The 17,120-nt window shown below is 65.7% G+C and carries 1 protein-coding gene; it reads left to right on the top strand.

The features are described 5' to 3' along the window. Positions 1-61 precede the first annotated feature (61 nt). The gene (locus AAFG50_RS15100; RefSeq protein WP_028172136.1) at positions 62-17,119 is read left to right on the top strand and encodes a leukotoxin LktA family filamentous adhesin; all 17,058 of its coding nucleotides are present in this window, start codon (positions 62-64) and stop codon (positions 17,117-17,119) included. Position 17,120 lies beyond the last annotated feature (1 nt).

A 17,120-nucleotide genomic window follows, 5' to 3' on the forward strand; every position in this document is an offset into this window, starting at 1 on the left:
TTCGACGACATTCTCCCACCCGGTCGTGGATCGGCGCCAATGCCGATGAAGAGGATATGAAATGCGCGGACCATCTGCGACGCGAAACAACGATGAGCTGACGACGCTGCGGGGGCTTGCGCGCTTCCGCTCGATGTCGCTGCTCTGCGCGATGCAGATGGTCTTCCTGCCGGTGTTCAGCGTCCGCGTTCAGGCGCAGACGGCGAACGTCATCGTTCCGGACGGACGCACCGGGACGTCCTTGCAGACCTCCGGCGGCGTCACCAACATCACGACGTCGACGGTCTCCGGCAACAACGCCTTCAACTCGTTCTCGCAGTTCAGCGTCGGGCAGGGCAACACCGTCAACCTGCAACTGCCGACCGGCACGCAAAACCTCGTCAACATCGTTCGCGACGCGCCGGTCTACGTCAATGGCACGCTGAACTCCTACATGAACGGTGCGATCGGCGGTAACGTCTATTTCGCCGATCCCAAGGGGTTCGTGGTCGGCCGTTCCGGCACGGTGAATGTCGGCAGCCTCAACGTCTCGACGCCGACGCGCGAGTTCACCGACAGCCTGATCGGCGCGGGCGGGGCGATCAACCAGTCGGCGGTCGGCAACCTGATGGCCGGCTCGTTCCCGGTCTCGCCCGACGGCAACATCCGCATCTACGGCCGGGTCAATGCCCAGGACGGCGTGCGGCTGACCGGGCAGAACGTCTATGTCGGCGGCGCCACCCAGCGCGATATCGCCAATCTCGATCACGCCGCGAAATTCGCGGCCTCCGTCAACTCCAAGGGCCTGCGCAGCGCCAGCGCGATCACCGTCAGCAACGGCTCGATCCATATCGGCGCCGTCAACAATGCCAGGGTCAACGGGCGTCTGACCGCGCAGAGCAAGACCGCAACGCCGAGCAACATTACCGTTCAGGCCGGCAACAACATCGATGTCGGCAAGAACGCCAATCTCAACATCGCAAGCGCAAACGGCAATGCCGGAGAGATCCGCCTGAAGGCGGCGCAGAACCTGACCGTCGCGGGCGGCGCCAGGTTCGATGCCAGCGCGAAGACGGGCAATGCCGGTCTCGTCGACTTCAGCGCGAACGGGATCATCGACATCGGGAAAGGCATCAAGGTCGATCTCAGTGCGGACAACGGCAAGGCCGGCACGCTGCTGATCGACCCCACCGACGTGGTCGTGGGCGATGCCGCCCAGGGCGACTCCGGCGTGACGCTGTCGAACAGCTCCATCGCTAATGCGCTCGCCGGGCTCAGCGCGGGTGCCGACTACCTCATCCAGGCGGATCATTCCATCACGCTCGCCGCGCATGCGATGATCGATACCCGCCGTCTCGATGGCTCCGGCCATTCGACCGGCAACGCCAACAACGTCATCATCGACGCGCCCAACATCGAGATCATGAATGGCGCGCAGATCCTGGCCCAGTCGGTCAATTTCGGCGGGACCACCTACGCCGATGGTAACGTGACGCTGAGGGCGACGGCGAGCGACATCAAGCTGTCCGGCCAGGCCACCGCCGCGACGGCGATCACGGTCGACGGCAAGATCACCGGCGGCATCATCTCGATCACCGCAACCTCGACCGCCGTGTCAAGTTTCCTGAACGGTTCTGTGGCCGGTGATTTCGCGCTTGTCGGCTCGACGCTGGCCGCCTCGCTGCTCGGGCTCAATGGCGGCTATGTCGCGGCAAGCGCCACGGCGACCATCAACATCAACAGCCATGCCGACATCAACGGCCGCGGCGATGTCACCATTTCCGCGCATGCCACGGAGACCGCCTCGGATCCGGCGGTCGCCTCCACCTTGCTCGGCAGCCTCACGCCGGTCGCGGCGGGCGTGGTCGTCGGCAAGATCGACGGCACTGCCACGACCAACGTGGCCTCGGGCGCGACGGTCAACGCCGGCGGCAACCTCGAGATCAAGGCGCTCAACGATGCGACCATCGCCGTCTCTGCCCTCGCGGCATCGACGAGCGCGCAGATCGTCCCGACGGTGGCCTATTCCAAGGGATCAGTGTCGACGACCGCCAACGTCGCGACCGGCGCGCATATTGCGGCGGGCCTGGTGAACACGAGCGGCAGCACGCTGAAGGTGCGCGCGATCAACAACAATTCGTTCTCGACCAGCGCAACGTCGGTTGCGGCACCCGGACTAGGGGCGAGCGGCGCCGTCGGCGGGGCGTTCGCCATCAGCGACATCACGACGTCCGTGACCGCGACGCTCGGCGCATCGCTCGGAACCGATACCGCCAACCGGATGAACGGCTCCGTTCTCGTTGAAGCGACGTCGGACACGACGAGCAATTCCACGATGGCCTCGTCCATCGCCGGCCTGCCGGCGCTGATCGCGGCGATCGAACGAGGACTGCGCGCCGTCACCTCGCCGACGTCGATCATCAGGGACCATATGGGCTCGCTGATGCCGTTGAGCTTCGATTTCAAGGTCGCAGGCGCGCTGTCGCTGGCCAACAGCAGCCAGAGCGCGACCGCTGCGATCGCGCAAAATCCGAGCGGCGGCGCGCCGAGCATCTATGCCAGCGGCAACGTTGCCGTTGCCAGCAATGTCATCGATCGCGGCGTTCGCAGCAATGCGACGTCCAGCGCGATCACGAAGGATCCGGTGTCCGGCGAGAGCACCGCGATCAGCGCGGCCGTCGCCTGGGGCAATTTCACGCATAATTCGAACGCCTATGTCGGCAATGGCACACTGATCAACGCAGCGAACATCGCCGTCGATGCCACCACCGAACTGCCGATCACCAATTCCTGGCTGAAGTGGGATGGTTTGGGCGCGGTGCTGAGCCACCTCAACGGCAATCTCGGCGTCGGCGGCAACATCCTGACCAGCTACGCCAATGCCACCGCGGACGCCGGCGACACGATCGGCATCGCCGGTTCGCTGAATCATTTCGTTGTGAACAACAACACGACGGCGTGGGTGGCCGGAAGCGCGAGCCTGACGGCGACCTGCGCGACCGCGGCCTGCGGCAGTGGCACCGGCTGGTCGGTCGGGATGGACAATGGCGACGTCCATACCTACAACGCCAGCATCCAAATCGCGGCCACCACGACCACGGCGTCGATCGACGCCGCCGGCAATGTCGGCACGCTCGGCTTCCTGTTCGGCAACACCTCGGGCGGCTCCTCCGTCGGCGGCGCGCTCAATCTCGTCCAGTTCAACACCAATACCATCGCCGGCGTTTCGGATCGCGCGACGCTGCGTGCGGCGGACGACATCGCCGTCAACGCGATCACTTCAGACCGGTTCGTCGCTGTCGCACCGTCGTCCGGCAAGGCTGCCGGCACGCTGGCGCTGAATGGCATCACTTCGCTCGGTTTCCTGAACAACACGACGCACGCGTCGATATCGAGCCAGGCCACCGTCTATGCACCGACGGTCGGCATCCTGGCGCAGCAGGATCTGTCGGTCGTGACGCTGTCCGGCGCGATGAGCTATAACGGGAGCGGCGGTTCGGCGGTCGGCTTGTCGGTCGCCTATCTCGGCGCAAATACCGACACCTCCGCCTATATCGGCGACAACCATTCCGACATCCGGCCCGGCGTGTTCAGCGCCAACGATCCGTTCGCTGGCACCAGCGGCGGAAGCGGGGCGGTCAATGTCGACAATCTGACACTCAGCGCGACAACCTCGGGGCGCATCACCGCGGCCGCCGTCGCGGCATCGGTCTCCGATCCGGCGTCGTCCAGCTTCTCCGACAAGGCGGACGCCGCGGGCGCGGCCTCGACCGGCGGGGCCGGTGGCGTCGCGACGGCCGCAAGCAAGATCGGTTCGACCTCGGGATCGAGCACCAGCGGCTTCAGTCTCGATCTCGCCGGCAGCTCGTCGGTGAGCGACGTCTCGCTCGGCACCAGCGCCTACATCAGGAATACGACGGTCAACAAGTACACCACGAGCGGCGCCGTGCTGACCAACACGATCGTTCAGGCGCTCAACGACACCATGCTCAACAACGGTTCGGGCTCGGCGGCGCTCAATCTGGCCGGCGGGTCCGCCACGGGGGCTGCGATCGGCGGTGCGATCGCGGCGGCGATGTCGAACAACGCGACACTCGCCTATATCTACGGCACCACCGTGAACAACCAGAGTTCGGTGACGGTGCAGGCGCTCAACGGCGGCTCGGAGACCGTCGTCGCCATCGGCGTGGCGGGATCGAAATCCAATGCGGCGTCGCTGTCGGCCTCCGTCGGCATCATCACGGACAGCGCCAACGCCTATATCGAGAGCTCGACGATCACGGGGCAAGCGACCGGCGTCAATCGCGCGCTCGAGGTCGACGCCTACCAGACCACGAACATCGCGATCGGCGGCGGGTCGCTCTATATAGCCGGTGGCCAGGCCGGCGTCGGCATCGGGCTGACCTACGCGTCGATCGCCGATCCCACGGGTGGGAACGCGACCGACGCGCATATCCGCAGCACCTCGATCTCGAACTACGACACCCTGCTGGTGATGGCCGACAGCGCCAGCGTGATCGCGGCCGGTGCGGCCTCGGGCGGGGCAGGGTCCAACGGGCTTGCCGGCGCGATCGTCGTCAGCGAGATCTCGCCGACCACGACGGCCTATATCAGCAGCGGCGCCACGGTGAACATCGACGTTGGCCGCGTAACGGTGCTGGCGGACAGCGGCGCAGTGTCGGCGCTGGATACGGCTCTCGGAAACCTCGTCAAGAAGTCGAACAATAATCATCTCGCCGAGGACACCTGCACGGTCGCCGGCGGCACGGGCGGGCAGAACTGCATCGACTTCGGCGCGGCAGCGCTCAACGGGGGCACGGGTAACGGTCCGGGCGCCAGCATCGTCTCCGTTGCCGGCCTCGTCCAGGCCGGCAAGAACAATGTCGGCGCCTCGATCGTCTACAACACCGTTGCGACGACGCACTCGGCCTATATCGCCAACGTCCTGATGACGGCCGGCAGCAACGGCAATGTCAGCGTGAGCGCGATCGATTCCTCCAAGATCCAGGCTGTCACGATCGGCTTCGGCCTTGCGACCGGACAGTTCGCGGGCGTCGGCGGCACGACGATCAGCTCGATCGGCAACACCGTCTCGGCGGCCATCGGCAACAATTTGTCCAGCACGACGCAATCGAGCGTCACGGCCAAGAACATTTCCGTCAACGCGACCGACAATTCCAGCATCACCGGAACCGCCGCCATCGCGGGGGCGTCGACGCAAGGAAGCGCCGCGGGTCTGGCGCTCGTCTACAGCAGCATCGCCAACAACGTCAGCGTCGGCGTCACCGGCTCCAAGCTGACCGCATCCGGCAGTGTCGCCGTCGGTGCGAATTCGAATGCCGCCATTTCGACCGTTGCCGTTGGCGTTGCGATGTCCTCGCAGGTTGGCCTCGCCGGTTCGGTCGCCACCAATCTGATGGGGACCAACGTCACCGCCAACATCACTGCCGCCGGCACCAACGGCATCAACGGGGCCGATGTCACGGCCACCAACAATGTCGGCGTGGTCGCGGGCAACAACGACAAGGCGGCCGTGTTCGCCGGCGCCCTGTCGATCAGCAAGGGCGCGGCTGGCGGCGCTGGTTCGCTGGTGACCAACCAGATCACCGGAACCACGGCCGCCTATATCCGCGGGGTGAACACCAAGGTCGACGCGCTGGGAACCAGCACCACCGATACGCTGTCGGTCAACAACGGCACCCTCGTCCATGCCTTCGATCTCGGCACGGCCCACGCGCCGACCGACACCACGCCCGACCTCACCGAGAACCAGGACGTCCTGCGCGGCCTCGCCGTGGTCGCGAGCTCGCACCAGGCTGTCGTGACCAACGTCGCGTCGGTCGCCGCGAGTGGCGGCATCTCGATCATGATCAACCCGATCACTAACGTGATGAGCGGGGCGACACGAGCCTATATCGACAGCGCGTCCATCGACACGCGCCTGACCTCGTCGACGCTCAAGCCGCAGATCGAGGTGGCCGCATCGAGCTTCTCCTATTCCGGCGCATTCGGCGCAGGCATCGCCTACGGCAGCAGCGGCGGCGGTGGCGCGACGATTGTCTCGACGACGATGTCGCGCGAGACCTTCGCCTATATCACCAATGCCACGGTCGGCGGCGTCCAGTCGTCGAGCGCGACGTTGGGCGCCGTGACCGTGAAGGCCAATGCGGAGCAGGATGCGTCCTCGATTGCGATCGGCTTCAACAGCGGCTCGGTCGGCCTGAACGTCTTCCAGGCGACCACGGAAGCCTATGTCGACGGCGGCGCGCTGACCGCTTCGTCGCTGACGGTCAACGCCAACAACAACACCGGCATCTTCTCCGCGAACGGCTCTGGTGCCTATGGCAGCCAGGCCGCGATCGGCGCGGCGTTCCTGGTCCAGGTCTCCTCGAACCGGACGCTGGCCTATGTCGGCGATGAGTTCCGCTATCAGGGCAATGGCGCCGCGCACACCACCGCGCTCAATTTGAGCGGTGCGCTCGACGTCGAAGCCAAGACCAAGAACCGCTTCGAGGCCTATGCAATCGGTGGCGCGCTCTCGACGGGCACCGCCGCGATCGCCGGCATGGCGAACATCGAGGTCGCCAACAACACCACCATCGCCGGCGTCTACGACACCACGCTGCAGGGGGTGACGGGCGGTGCGGCCGGCGCGGTCACGGTTAACGCCAACGAGGACGTCGCGATCAAGGAGATCGCGGGCGCGCTCGCGGTCGGCGCCAGCGGAGGAGGGGTCGGCGTCGGCGCTGCGGCCAACGTCATCGTGTTCAAGAGCCGGACCGTTGCCGAGAGCTGGAACAGCAATCTGAACTCGTCAGGCGCGATCAACGTCAACGCGCTCAGCACCAAGGAGGTGCTGTCCTACGCGGTCACCGCCGGCATCGGCGGCAGCGCCGGCATCGGCGCGACCGTCGGCGTCATCATCATCGGCACCAACACCGCGGACGCCGACACGCAGGGCCAGCAGACCGGCCAGCTCAACCAAGGTGGCAACGGCACCATCGCGTCCGTCAACAGCGGCACCAGCAACACGCATGGCAGTGGTGCCGTCGCGAGCGGCACGGCCGGCAATCCGAACAGTGCCAATGTCAGCTCGACCTACGACGTCAGCAATATCCTGAGCGGCGGCAATGACGCGGTCATCGCCCAGATCGCGGGCGGCAACGTCACGGGCACGCAAGTCAACGTCTCGGCCACCAGCGCCAACGCGGCCAAGATGTATCTGCTCGGCGCGGGCTTTGCCAAGAATCTCGGCATTGGCGCCGGCATCGGCTACACCAGCGTCAACAGCACCGTGGTCGCCAACCTCAGCGACTACGGACGCAACGGCGCCGGCGTGCTGGTGGCCGCGGATACGCCTTTGGCCGTCGCGGCGCCCGCCGTCAACGTCCTGGCGGTCGTCAAGGATGCGACCGACGGACCTTATGCCGGCAAGACCATCGATACCGAGGCGATCGCCGGCGGTGCGGCGCTTTACTTCGGCGCTCAGGCCTCGGTGGCGGTCGGCAATGTCAGCAACACCGTGGTGGCCTTGCTTGGCGGCCAGATCACCGGCACGGGGGGCAACGGCGTCGCCGTCCTGGCGCAGGATTCAACGAGCCAGGTCGTCTTCACCGGCGGCGCAAGTGCCGGCGCCGTGGCCGCCGGCGCTTCGGTCGCAACGGCAAGCCGAAACAGCTCCGTCACAGCGCGGGTCCTGGACGACGCTACCGTCAACACTTCGACATTGGGTGTCGGGGCCTCGGGCGCTGGCACCTTGACGACGACGGCAACGGCGCTCTCGGGCGGTATCGTCGCCGGCGCCGGCGCGGATGCAGAGGCCCACGAAAACTCGGGCGTGCTCGCCGAGATCGGATCCGGCGCAGTCATCACCACGTCTGCGACCGGCGACGGCACGCTGGTGGGAGCCGCGATCAAGCCGAATCTGTTGAGCGAGGCGATCGGCGTGTCGGTCGGCGGCGGCGCGGTCGGCGTCGCCATCGCCCAATCGACCGTCGGAGCCACGGTCACGGCCGATGTCGGTGACAACACCAGCTTCTCGGGTGGCAAGCTCGCCGTGACCGCCATGGCGCTCGTCCCCATCATCGGCACGCAAACGAACGGAACCACGACCACGCCGATCTATGGCACGACGACCTGGGCCAAGGCGCTCGCCGGCGGCGGCGGCTCGCTGATCGGCGCGCAGGGCAGTTTCGCAAGGGCCTCCGAAAACGCGACGGTCAAGGCCTATGGCGGGGCGGGAATCCGGCTCCCCAATGCCGACGTGTCCATCACGGCTGAAAACGACAGCTCGCAATATGCCGAGGGGACCGGTCTTTCGAGCGGCTTCCTGGCCCTCGGCGCCACCGTGGCCCAAACGTCGTCGGACGCGAAAACCTACGCCTATCTGGGCGCGCCCGCAGATATGGACGCCCTGAACCGCGCCGCCTACACCGGCAAGCTCACGATCCAGGCGGACGGCAGGGACACGAATTTCTCCAACGCGATAGTCGGCGCGGGCGGTACCTATGCCGGTGCGGCGGCGGTCGCCACCACCAGCTCGACCGCCGTAACCAATGCGCGGTTCGACGGCGGCTCGACGGACGACACGCTCTATCTCGGCGGCCTCACGATCAAGGCGACGCACACCACGAATTACGCCGCGAGCGGCGACGCCTATCAGGCGTCCACGGCGGGCGTGTCCGCCGGCAAGACCAGGAACGACGTCGACTCCACCACGACAGCCGAGATCGGGACGCATCTGATCATCAACTCGGCGGCCGGCGACATGGTCGTCATCGCCAACGACATCGTCAACCAAGCCGGCGGCGGCGCGCGATCGGGCTCGGGCGGCTCATTCTCGGGAGCGGCGGCGCTGAGCGAGTCCTTCGTGACCCAGCGCGTCAATACCAATATCGGCGCCGGCACGGTGCTGAGCCTCAACGACGATCCCAGGACCTCGACCGCGGTGATCAACATCGAGGCCTACAACACGCTGAGCACCAACGATACCGCGAGCCTCGCCACCGCCAGCTTCTTCGCCGGCGGCGGCGCCGAATCCAACATGACGGCGAATGCCACGCTCGCGGTCAAGATCAACGCCCGCGAGCTGTTCAGCGCCGGCAAGATCTATGTCGGCACGGCCGCGAAGATGGCGGCGGCGAACAACGCCAATGCCAGCCTCTACGGCGCGATCGCGGGCGTCGGCGCCAGCACCAACAGTTGGGTCCATGCCAACCAGTCCGTCAATGTCGGCGACAACGCGAAGATCGTGGCCTGGCGTGACATCACCATGTATGCCGGCCTGTCCGGCGATGGCACCGTCTTCAGCAGCGTGCAGGCGACGGCGACGACGGTGGTCTACAACAACACCGCCATTCCGATCTCGGCGCTCTATCGCGGCACGGCCAATGCCGACGACACCACGAGCCTGACGCTCGCTCCGACCTCGAGCATTCTCGGCGCGCGCGACATCTATCTCGGCGCCACGCAGGGGCAGGTCACGGCCACCGGCAACGGCAGCAACTACAATCCGTATCTCGACATCTTCAGCGCCAAGAACAGCGACAACCACAGCCACACCAGTGGAACCGGCGACGTCGCGCTCAACGGCCGGGTGGTTGCTGGCGTCAACAACGATTTGACGATCACGATCAATCTGGGCGCATCCACGCCGACATTGAGCACGACCAGTCCGGACTCGACGCTGACCAACGGCTCCTCGTCGGTCCTCGAGTCCGTCTCCGACGTCAACCACTTCAGTCCGGTGATGAGCTGGAACCACCAGACGGTTCAGTACACTATCGTCGGCAACTTCAATCCTTACGATCTGGTCGTCAGCCAGCTGGCGACGCTGACCGGCCTGACCGCGACGCAGGTCCGCGCGCAGCTCGCGGCGGCGACTCCGACGGCGCCCGCCATCATGTCGCCGTCCGGCACCGATCCGACCGGCGACATCCAGCGGCAGATCGACACGCTGATCAAGCAGGCGCCGTTCACCTCCGACGCGCCCGGCAACGCCTTTGCGTTCGGTGACATCCTGGTGTCCGCCGGCAACGTCTCGATCCTGGCGCAGAAGCTCACCGGAAACAGCGGCACGAATCCTGCCGCGCCCGCGGTCATCGCGCGCAGCTCGCCATTGATCAAGATCGAGAACAAGGGCCTCGACTTCATGAGCCTGGGCAACCTCACGGTCACCGATGTGACCGGAGGTAACATCACCTATCGCCAGATCGACCATGTCGACCCGGATTCGCATTCCAATGTGACCTTCACCGCGATGCCGAGCGCGACGCCGGTCATCGACGTCTCCGCCACCTACAACCGCCTGGATCCCGACTCCGGTCAGGGCATTGACCAGAACGGCAACGTGCTGACCCGCACGCCCGACATCTATTTCAATGGCGCCGTCAACAACGCGAACGGCCTGCTCAAGATCATCAACAATCTCGGCAGCGTCGTCGCATCGCAGTCGCTCAGCGCCGCGACCGTCCAGATCGTGGTGCCCAAAGGCACCTTCACCTTCCTCGGCGGTATCGGGAGCTTCTACGACAGCGGCAGCGCGGTCACCTCGCAATGGGCCACCACTGAAAACAGGCCGGAAGACACGCTGACCGCGGTGATGACGGCGGCGACCTATCTCGGCGCCTACGGCGACTACTATACCGCTCCGCATATCGCTTCGGGAACCGATCACCCCTATTTCTATTACTGCTGCACCGACGGCAGCCACGGAGTGTATCAACCCGTCGGCAACGCCGACGCCAGCACGATCTTCACCGCGCGCATGCTGATGACGTATTACGACGGCACCTCGCTCTATTCATCGATCTTCCTGCCGGTGGGCAGGGGTACGCCTGGGAACACCAGCACTCCCGATGCCGGCAGCGTGCCTGACATCGCGACCCTCAAGATCATCGAGGGGCAGTCGCAGGACTCGGCCAATGTCGTGCTCGCGCAGTGGAAGAAAACGACTTATGACGGCCGCAACGTCTACACCGATAGCGGTCCGTACAAGACGCCGTTCAACTGTGCGTCAGCCTGCGACAGCTCGGGCTTCTTCCAGGTGATCAACATCCAGCCGGATGCGATCACGCCGAAGACCGCGGATTCGCCGGCCACCGCGACAGCCACCCGGACCATCAGCGGCCAGGCGGTCATCATCTCGGCGTCGGTGATCAACATCAACGGCATCATCCAGGCCGGCTCGAGCAGCAACTACTCGGTCAACATCGGCGCCGCTGCGTACGATGCCATCTATGGCAGCAACGGCCTCAAGAATCGCAACGGCGGCGCGGATTTTGCCGCGGCCCAGGCCAATGCGCGGAACGGCGTCTATTACGACATCTCGGGCTCCGTGACGGCGTCGGCCAGCGGCGACGCCAAGATCGGGGTCAGGTACAACGCTCTCACCGACCAGCTCATCCTGAATGGCGTGGCGCAGGGCGCCGGCGGCTACGTCTACCTCAACGGCAAGATCATCTCGACCTCGACCGACAACACCCAGACCCAGGGTAACATCGAGATCAAAGGCGGCGCCGGCACGGTCACCGTCAACAACACCAGCGGGCTCCAGCTCGTCACCAACACCATCAATACCAGCGTCACTGCCCAGAGCGTGGTCGAGATCGTCGACCAGCTCAAGGGGAAGACGACGTGGTGGGTTTACGATCCCAAGGCTGCAAGCAGCCAGCAGGTGTCGCGGTACGAGACCAACAGTGTCACTGCGGCCGCGATCGACCCGTCGATGCTTACGGCCAGGACCGGTACGGCGGGCGTCCAGTACGCGACGCAGGAGAACATGCTCTATCAATGGGTCGACACCGCGACGCTGGATCGTCTACCCACCAGCACGCAGTTCGACTATGGCTGGAGCTTCACGCCCAATCAGGTCACCGGCGAGAACTGGACCCGCTCGACCAACCTGGTTTCAGGCACGCAGAGCAGCAACTATCAGAAAGTCACCACCGCCACAGGCAGCTATCACTGGGCGGGAGGCGTGAATCCGGATGGGAGCCCCGTTGGACTCAACACCCATTCCAACGCGTGCTGCGGCGCGGACGCCCAGTACAACTGGTACCAGGCGATCTATGATCACCTGACGCTCACGCTGACCAACACGGTCAAGGCGTCGAACCCGATCAACATCAAGTTCATCGGCGGCAGTAGCAGCGACGTCGTGGTCAATTCGACCTCCGGCATCGTCATCAACGGGTCGATCAACAACCAGCAGGGCACGACGACGCTTGCCGCCACCGGCACCAACTCGTCGATCACCGTCGGCGCCAATGCCAACAACCCGGTGATCTCGGGGACGAGCGTGACGCTTCGGGGTGACGGCGGTATCGGCACGCTCGGCACCACCAAGGCGCCCGTCCAGGTGCAGCTCTATGGCGGCAGCCTGACCGCGAGCTCGATCGACCGCGACATCGCGATCTCGGCCATCGGGGCGCTGTCGATCAACCAGGTGAAGGTGAATGCCGCGGGCGCCACGCCGCAGGGCAACGTCTTCCTGTCGGCGACCGGCGACATCAACTCGGCTTCCGCCTACAACGTCGCCAACCCGGTCGTGATCGGCAAGAATATCGAGATCAACTCCACGTCCGGTGCGATCGGCGCGACGAGCGCCGTCGTCAACAACGCCTCCACCCTGACCAATATCAATCCGCTGGTGATCCAGGCGACGGGGACGGTTCAGGCGAGCGGCGCCGTCGATGGCGGCGTGCTCGACAGCTCTTCGGCGACCGGCACCTATATCGTCCAGTCCAAGGGCGATCTGCGCCTCGGCACGGTGCAGTCGAGCGGCGGCCCGGTCTTCCTGGAAGCAGCGGGTTCCGACAACAATCCGGCCAACATCCTGAACGGCCGGGCGGTGGTTGGTCTCACGCAGGCGCAGAGCCAGCATCTGCAGGACGTCTGGGCCAGCCTCGACCTGCTGAGCGGCAATGCGGCGACCAACGCCGTCAACAGCTACCAGTCGATGGTGACGTCGGCCTACAACGACTACTTCCAGCTCAAGAACATCGCGTTCACGAACGGCAGCACCTACAACCCGACCTCGGTGGGGCTGACGGTGCTGCGGGCGCAGGTGGCTGCCAAGCTCGGCATCGATCCCGCCAACGTCTCGACGACGCAGATGAAGAACGAGGCCACGACGCGGTTCCTGAGGGATCAGTTCCTGCTCGGCAAGATCACCACCGACGAACTCAAGAGCTCGCTGACGACATTGCTCGGCACCGCACCCGCGGATCCGCTGGCGACGTTGTTCGGCAGCTCGCTGTCGTCGACCCTGTTCACCAAGTTGTTCGACGGCGTCTCGACGGCCAATCAGCGCATGCCGACCAATACGGCGCTGCAGACGGCGCTGAACGCCTATAATGCGACCTACAGCTACACGCTGGCCTCGACCGAGCGGGTCTACGGCATCATCACGGCGGGCTCGCAGTGGACGCAGAGCCAGCTCGCCTACACGGTGTCGTCGTCGGCCGTCGGCGCGGCGCCGCCGCCGATCGACGACAACGTGGTCGCCAATGTCAGTGCGAACCAGATCATGCTCTACGCGCCGCGCGGCTCGGTCGGCAATTCGGCGGCGCCCCAGACGTTCACCTTCACCAGCGTCGATGCCTCCTCGCTGACGCCGGAGCAGAGGGGATTGCTGGCCACCGCCGGTCCGGGCCAGCTCACCGTCGGTGCGGTCACCGATCCCACGACCCATGTCACGACCTATACGGTCAGCCTGTCGCAGCAGAACCTCGTCGTGGTCGACAACCCGATCGCGATCTCGGCCAAGGCGCTGACCAACATCTACCTCGGCAGCAAGAACAGCCTCGCGCTCGGCGGCGTCACCGCGAATTACGGCCCGATCGCGGCCGCGCAGGCTGGCGGCATCCAGGTGACCGGCCGCGGCGACGTCAAGCTCGACGCCGTGACCAGCATCTTCGCCAATGTGAGCGGGCCGGTCATATCAGGTGATATCGGCAACCTGACCCTGATCGCGGAGCGCGGCAATGTCGGTGCAGCCGGGGCCGCCGGAAGCAATCCCGCGACCAACACGAACGCGCTTCAGATCGCGTTCGCCGATCCGAGCAACGACCAGCTCGACCAGGTTTCGTCGGCGCAGGGCATCTACGTGAAGCAGACCACCGGCGATCTCGTCCTCGGCAATATCGCCGCCGGCAATGCGATCCAGCTCGCCGCGACGGGCAGCATCTACGCCGAATCCGACTTCACGGATCGCACGGCGATCCACATCCTTGGCACCGACCTCGATCTGCGCGCCGGCGGCAACATTGGCTTCAACGGTTCGACCTTCCAGCCGCTGCAGGTGAACATCTCGGGCGCGGTGACCGGCTCGGCGGTCGGCGACCTCAGCATCCTCGCGGTCGCCGGCGATCTGATGGTCGGCACGAGCGGCGCCTATGGGGCGCTGACGGCCGGCGGCGTACTGACGCTGAACGTGCCGCGCGGCGCGCTCACCATCAATACCAGCATCACCAGCGCTGGCCTGATGCAACTGCTCGCCAACCGCGGCATGACCTTCGCGGCCGGCACCAGCGCGGCGCCGGTGGTTGCGACCAGCAGCTCGGGCGGCGTGACGCTGGTCGCCGCGACGCTGTCGATGGGCGCCTATTCGGCCATCAACGCGGCTGGTGTGATCTCGGTGACCACCACGGGGGATGCGACGATCGGCCAGCTGAATTCGTTGCTGTCTTACGCGGCGGCCTCGAACGCGCCCTCGATCATCGTTACCGCAGGCGGCGTCGCCTCGCTCGGAGCGATCATCGACAACGGCGACGGCCAGACCAAGTTTGTGGCATCCGGCGCGGGCGCCGGGGTGTCGCTGAACGCGTCGAACGGCATCGGCAACGCGACGAGTCGGTTCACGCTCAACGCGGTACGGCTGTCGGCGAGCGCGAGCGCCGGGGGCATCTACCTGAAGGCGCTGACCGACACCGAGGCGAGCCTGCTCTCCGCGGTGAAAGGCAACGTGGACATCATCGGCGCCGGTGGGCTAACGCTCGACCAAGTGCTGGCGGGCACCGCGACCGGCGCGAGCGGCAGCTTCAGCGCGGTCGCCAACAACGGCAGCATCGTCATCGGCACCGCCGACAGCAGCGGCTCGCAGACGGTCCATGCCGGCCAGAATGTGACGTTCAAGTCGCTCGCGACCACCGGCAACAGCGGTGACGTCGGCAACATCAATGTCACCGCCGACAACGGCTTCATCCTGGCCCAGACGGTGACCTCGGGCGGTGTGACAACGCTGGGCTCGGTCTCCGCCCACGGCTCGGCGAGTCTGGTTGCCGCCACAACCATCACCGGCAACACGCTCGCTGCGACGACCGGATCGGGCCTGCTGACGGCCACCGGCGGCCCGATCAACTGGAACGCCCTCAATGTCGGCACGACGCTGGGCGCGACCGCGAGCCAGGGCAGCATCACGCTCCAGACCGCGCAGAGCGGCGGCACCCAGACCATCCATGCCCGCGATAACGCGACCTTTAACGCGCTGACCACGACGGGCATCAATGGCGATGCCGGCAATATCAATGTCACCGCCGACAACGGCTTCATCCTGGCCCAGACGGTGACCTCGGGCGGTGTGACAACGCAGGGCTCGGTCTCCGCCAACGGCTCGGCGAGCCTGGTTGCCGCCACGACCATCACCGGCAACACGTTCGCCGCCACGACCGGCTCGGGGCTGCTGACGGCCGGCGGCGGCCCGATCAACTGGAACGTCCTCAATGTCGGCACAACGCTGGGCATGACCGCAGGCCAGGGCAGCATTGCGCTCCAGACCGCGCAGAGCGGCGGCACGCAAACTATCCGCGCCCACGACAGCGTGACGTTTAACGCGCTGACGGCGACGGGCATCAACGGCGATGCCGGCAGCATCAACGTTACCGCCGACAACGGCTTCATCCTGGCGCAGACGGTGATGGCCGGTGGCATGCCGACGCTGGGCTCGGTCACGGCCAACGGCTCGGCGCGGCTGATCGCGGCGGGCACCAACACCGGTCATAACCTCACGGCCTCGACCGGCAACGCGGTCCTGGGCGGAACGGTCGTTCATTGGGATAATCTCAACGTGGGCGGCACGCTCGGCATCACCGCGACCGCCGGAGGGATCACTGTTGGCACCGCCACCAGCGGCGGCACGCAGACCGTGCACGCCGTGAACGACATTGTCTTCAGCCAGCTTACCACGACGGGTATCCCGGGCGATGCCGGTGACCTCGACGTCAAGTCCGACACGGGCTCGCTCCGCGGCGGATCAATCTCAGCGCACGGCGATACACATTTCGAGGTGGCCGGATCGGTCTCGTTCGACCGGATCAGCGGCGACACCGTCAAGATGACCTCGTCGGGTGACCTGACGATCGGCTGGGTCAGCGTCGTCAGGGAGCTCGATCTTGCGGCAGACACGATCAACGTCAGGGGCGAGCAGATCCGCTCGAACCCAGCGGTCCCGCTGATCATGAACATCACCGGCTACAACGGCGGCGTTGCGAAGTCCGCCAACATCTCGATCGATCCGGACAGCATCATCGTCAACCAGTTCAAGGTGGTGGACGCGAACTTCTTCACCGATGCGCACGCCGTGACGATCCTGAACGGCTATGTCCCGGGCCAGCTCCTGCTCACCACCGCCACGCAGCAGGTGTTGCTCAACAACCGCACGCTGGCGCCGTCCAACGGGCCGACGATCCAGCTGTACCAGCCGGACGGCGTGTTCACGATGAGCCAGGTCGGCAACGCCAATGTCAGCAATGCCTATGTGGTGTTCTACACCGGCGACATCTCGGCAACCGTCACCAATTACGGTCCGAACCACATCTGCTGCAGCAACTTCACCGGCGCTAGCATGGTGCGCAACATTTCCGTCGACGGCGAGGGTAGCGAGAGCATCGAAACCTGGCTCGCGAAGAAGGACGGAGGAACGTTCTACCTGCTCGGCCTCTCCGGCCAGGCGCGTCTCGATGCGCTGCTGACGCCGCGACCGGTCGAAACCATCGGTTCCGGTCCCGCCGTCAATATCGAGGGGCTGAGCGACATGCGCAAGCTGCGCCGCCAGGGGCAGCGTACGGGACGTCAGGGCTGGAAGGACGCCGCGATTGAAACAGCGAAGCCGGCCATTGGTCGCCTCGCGGAAGCGTGGTAGC

This window comes from Bradyrhizobium sp. B039, assembly GCF_038965675.1.
GTDB lineage: Bacteria > Pseudomonadota > Alphaproteobacteria > Rhizobiales > Xanthobacteraceae > Bradyrhizobium > Bradyrhizobium diazoefficiens.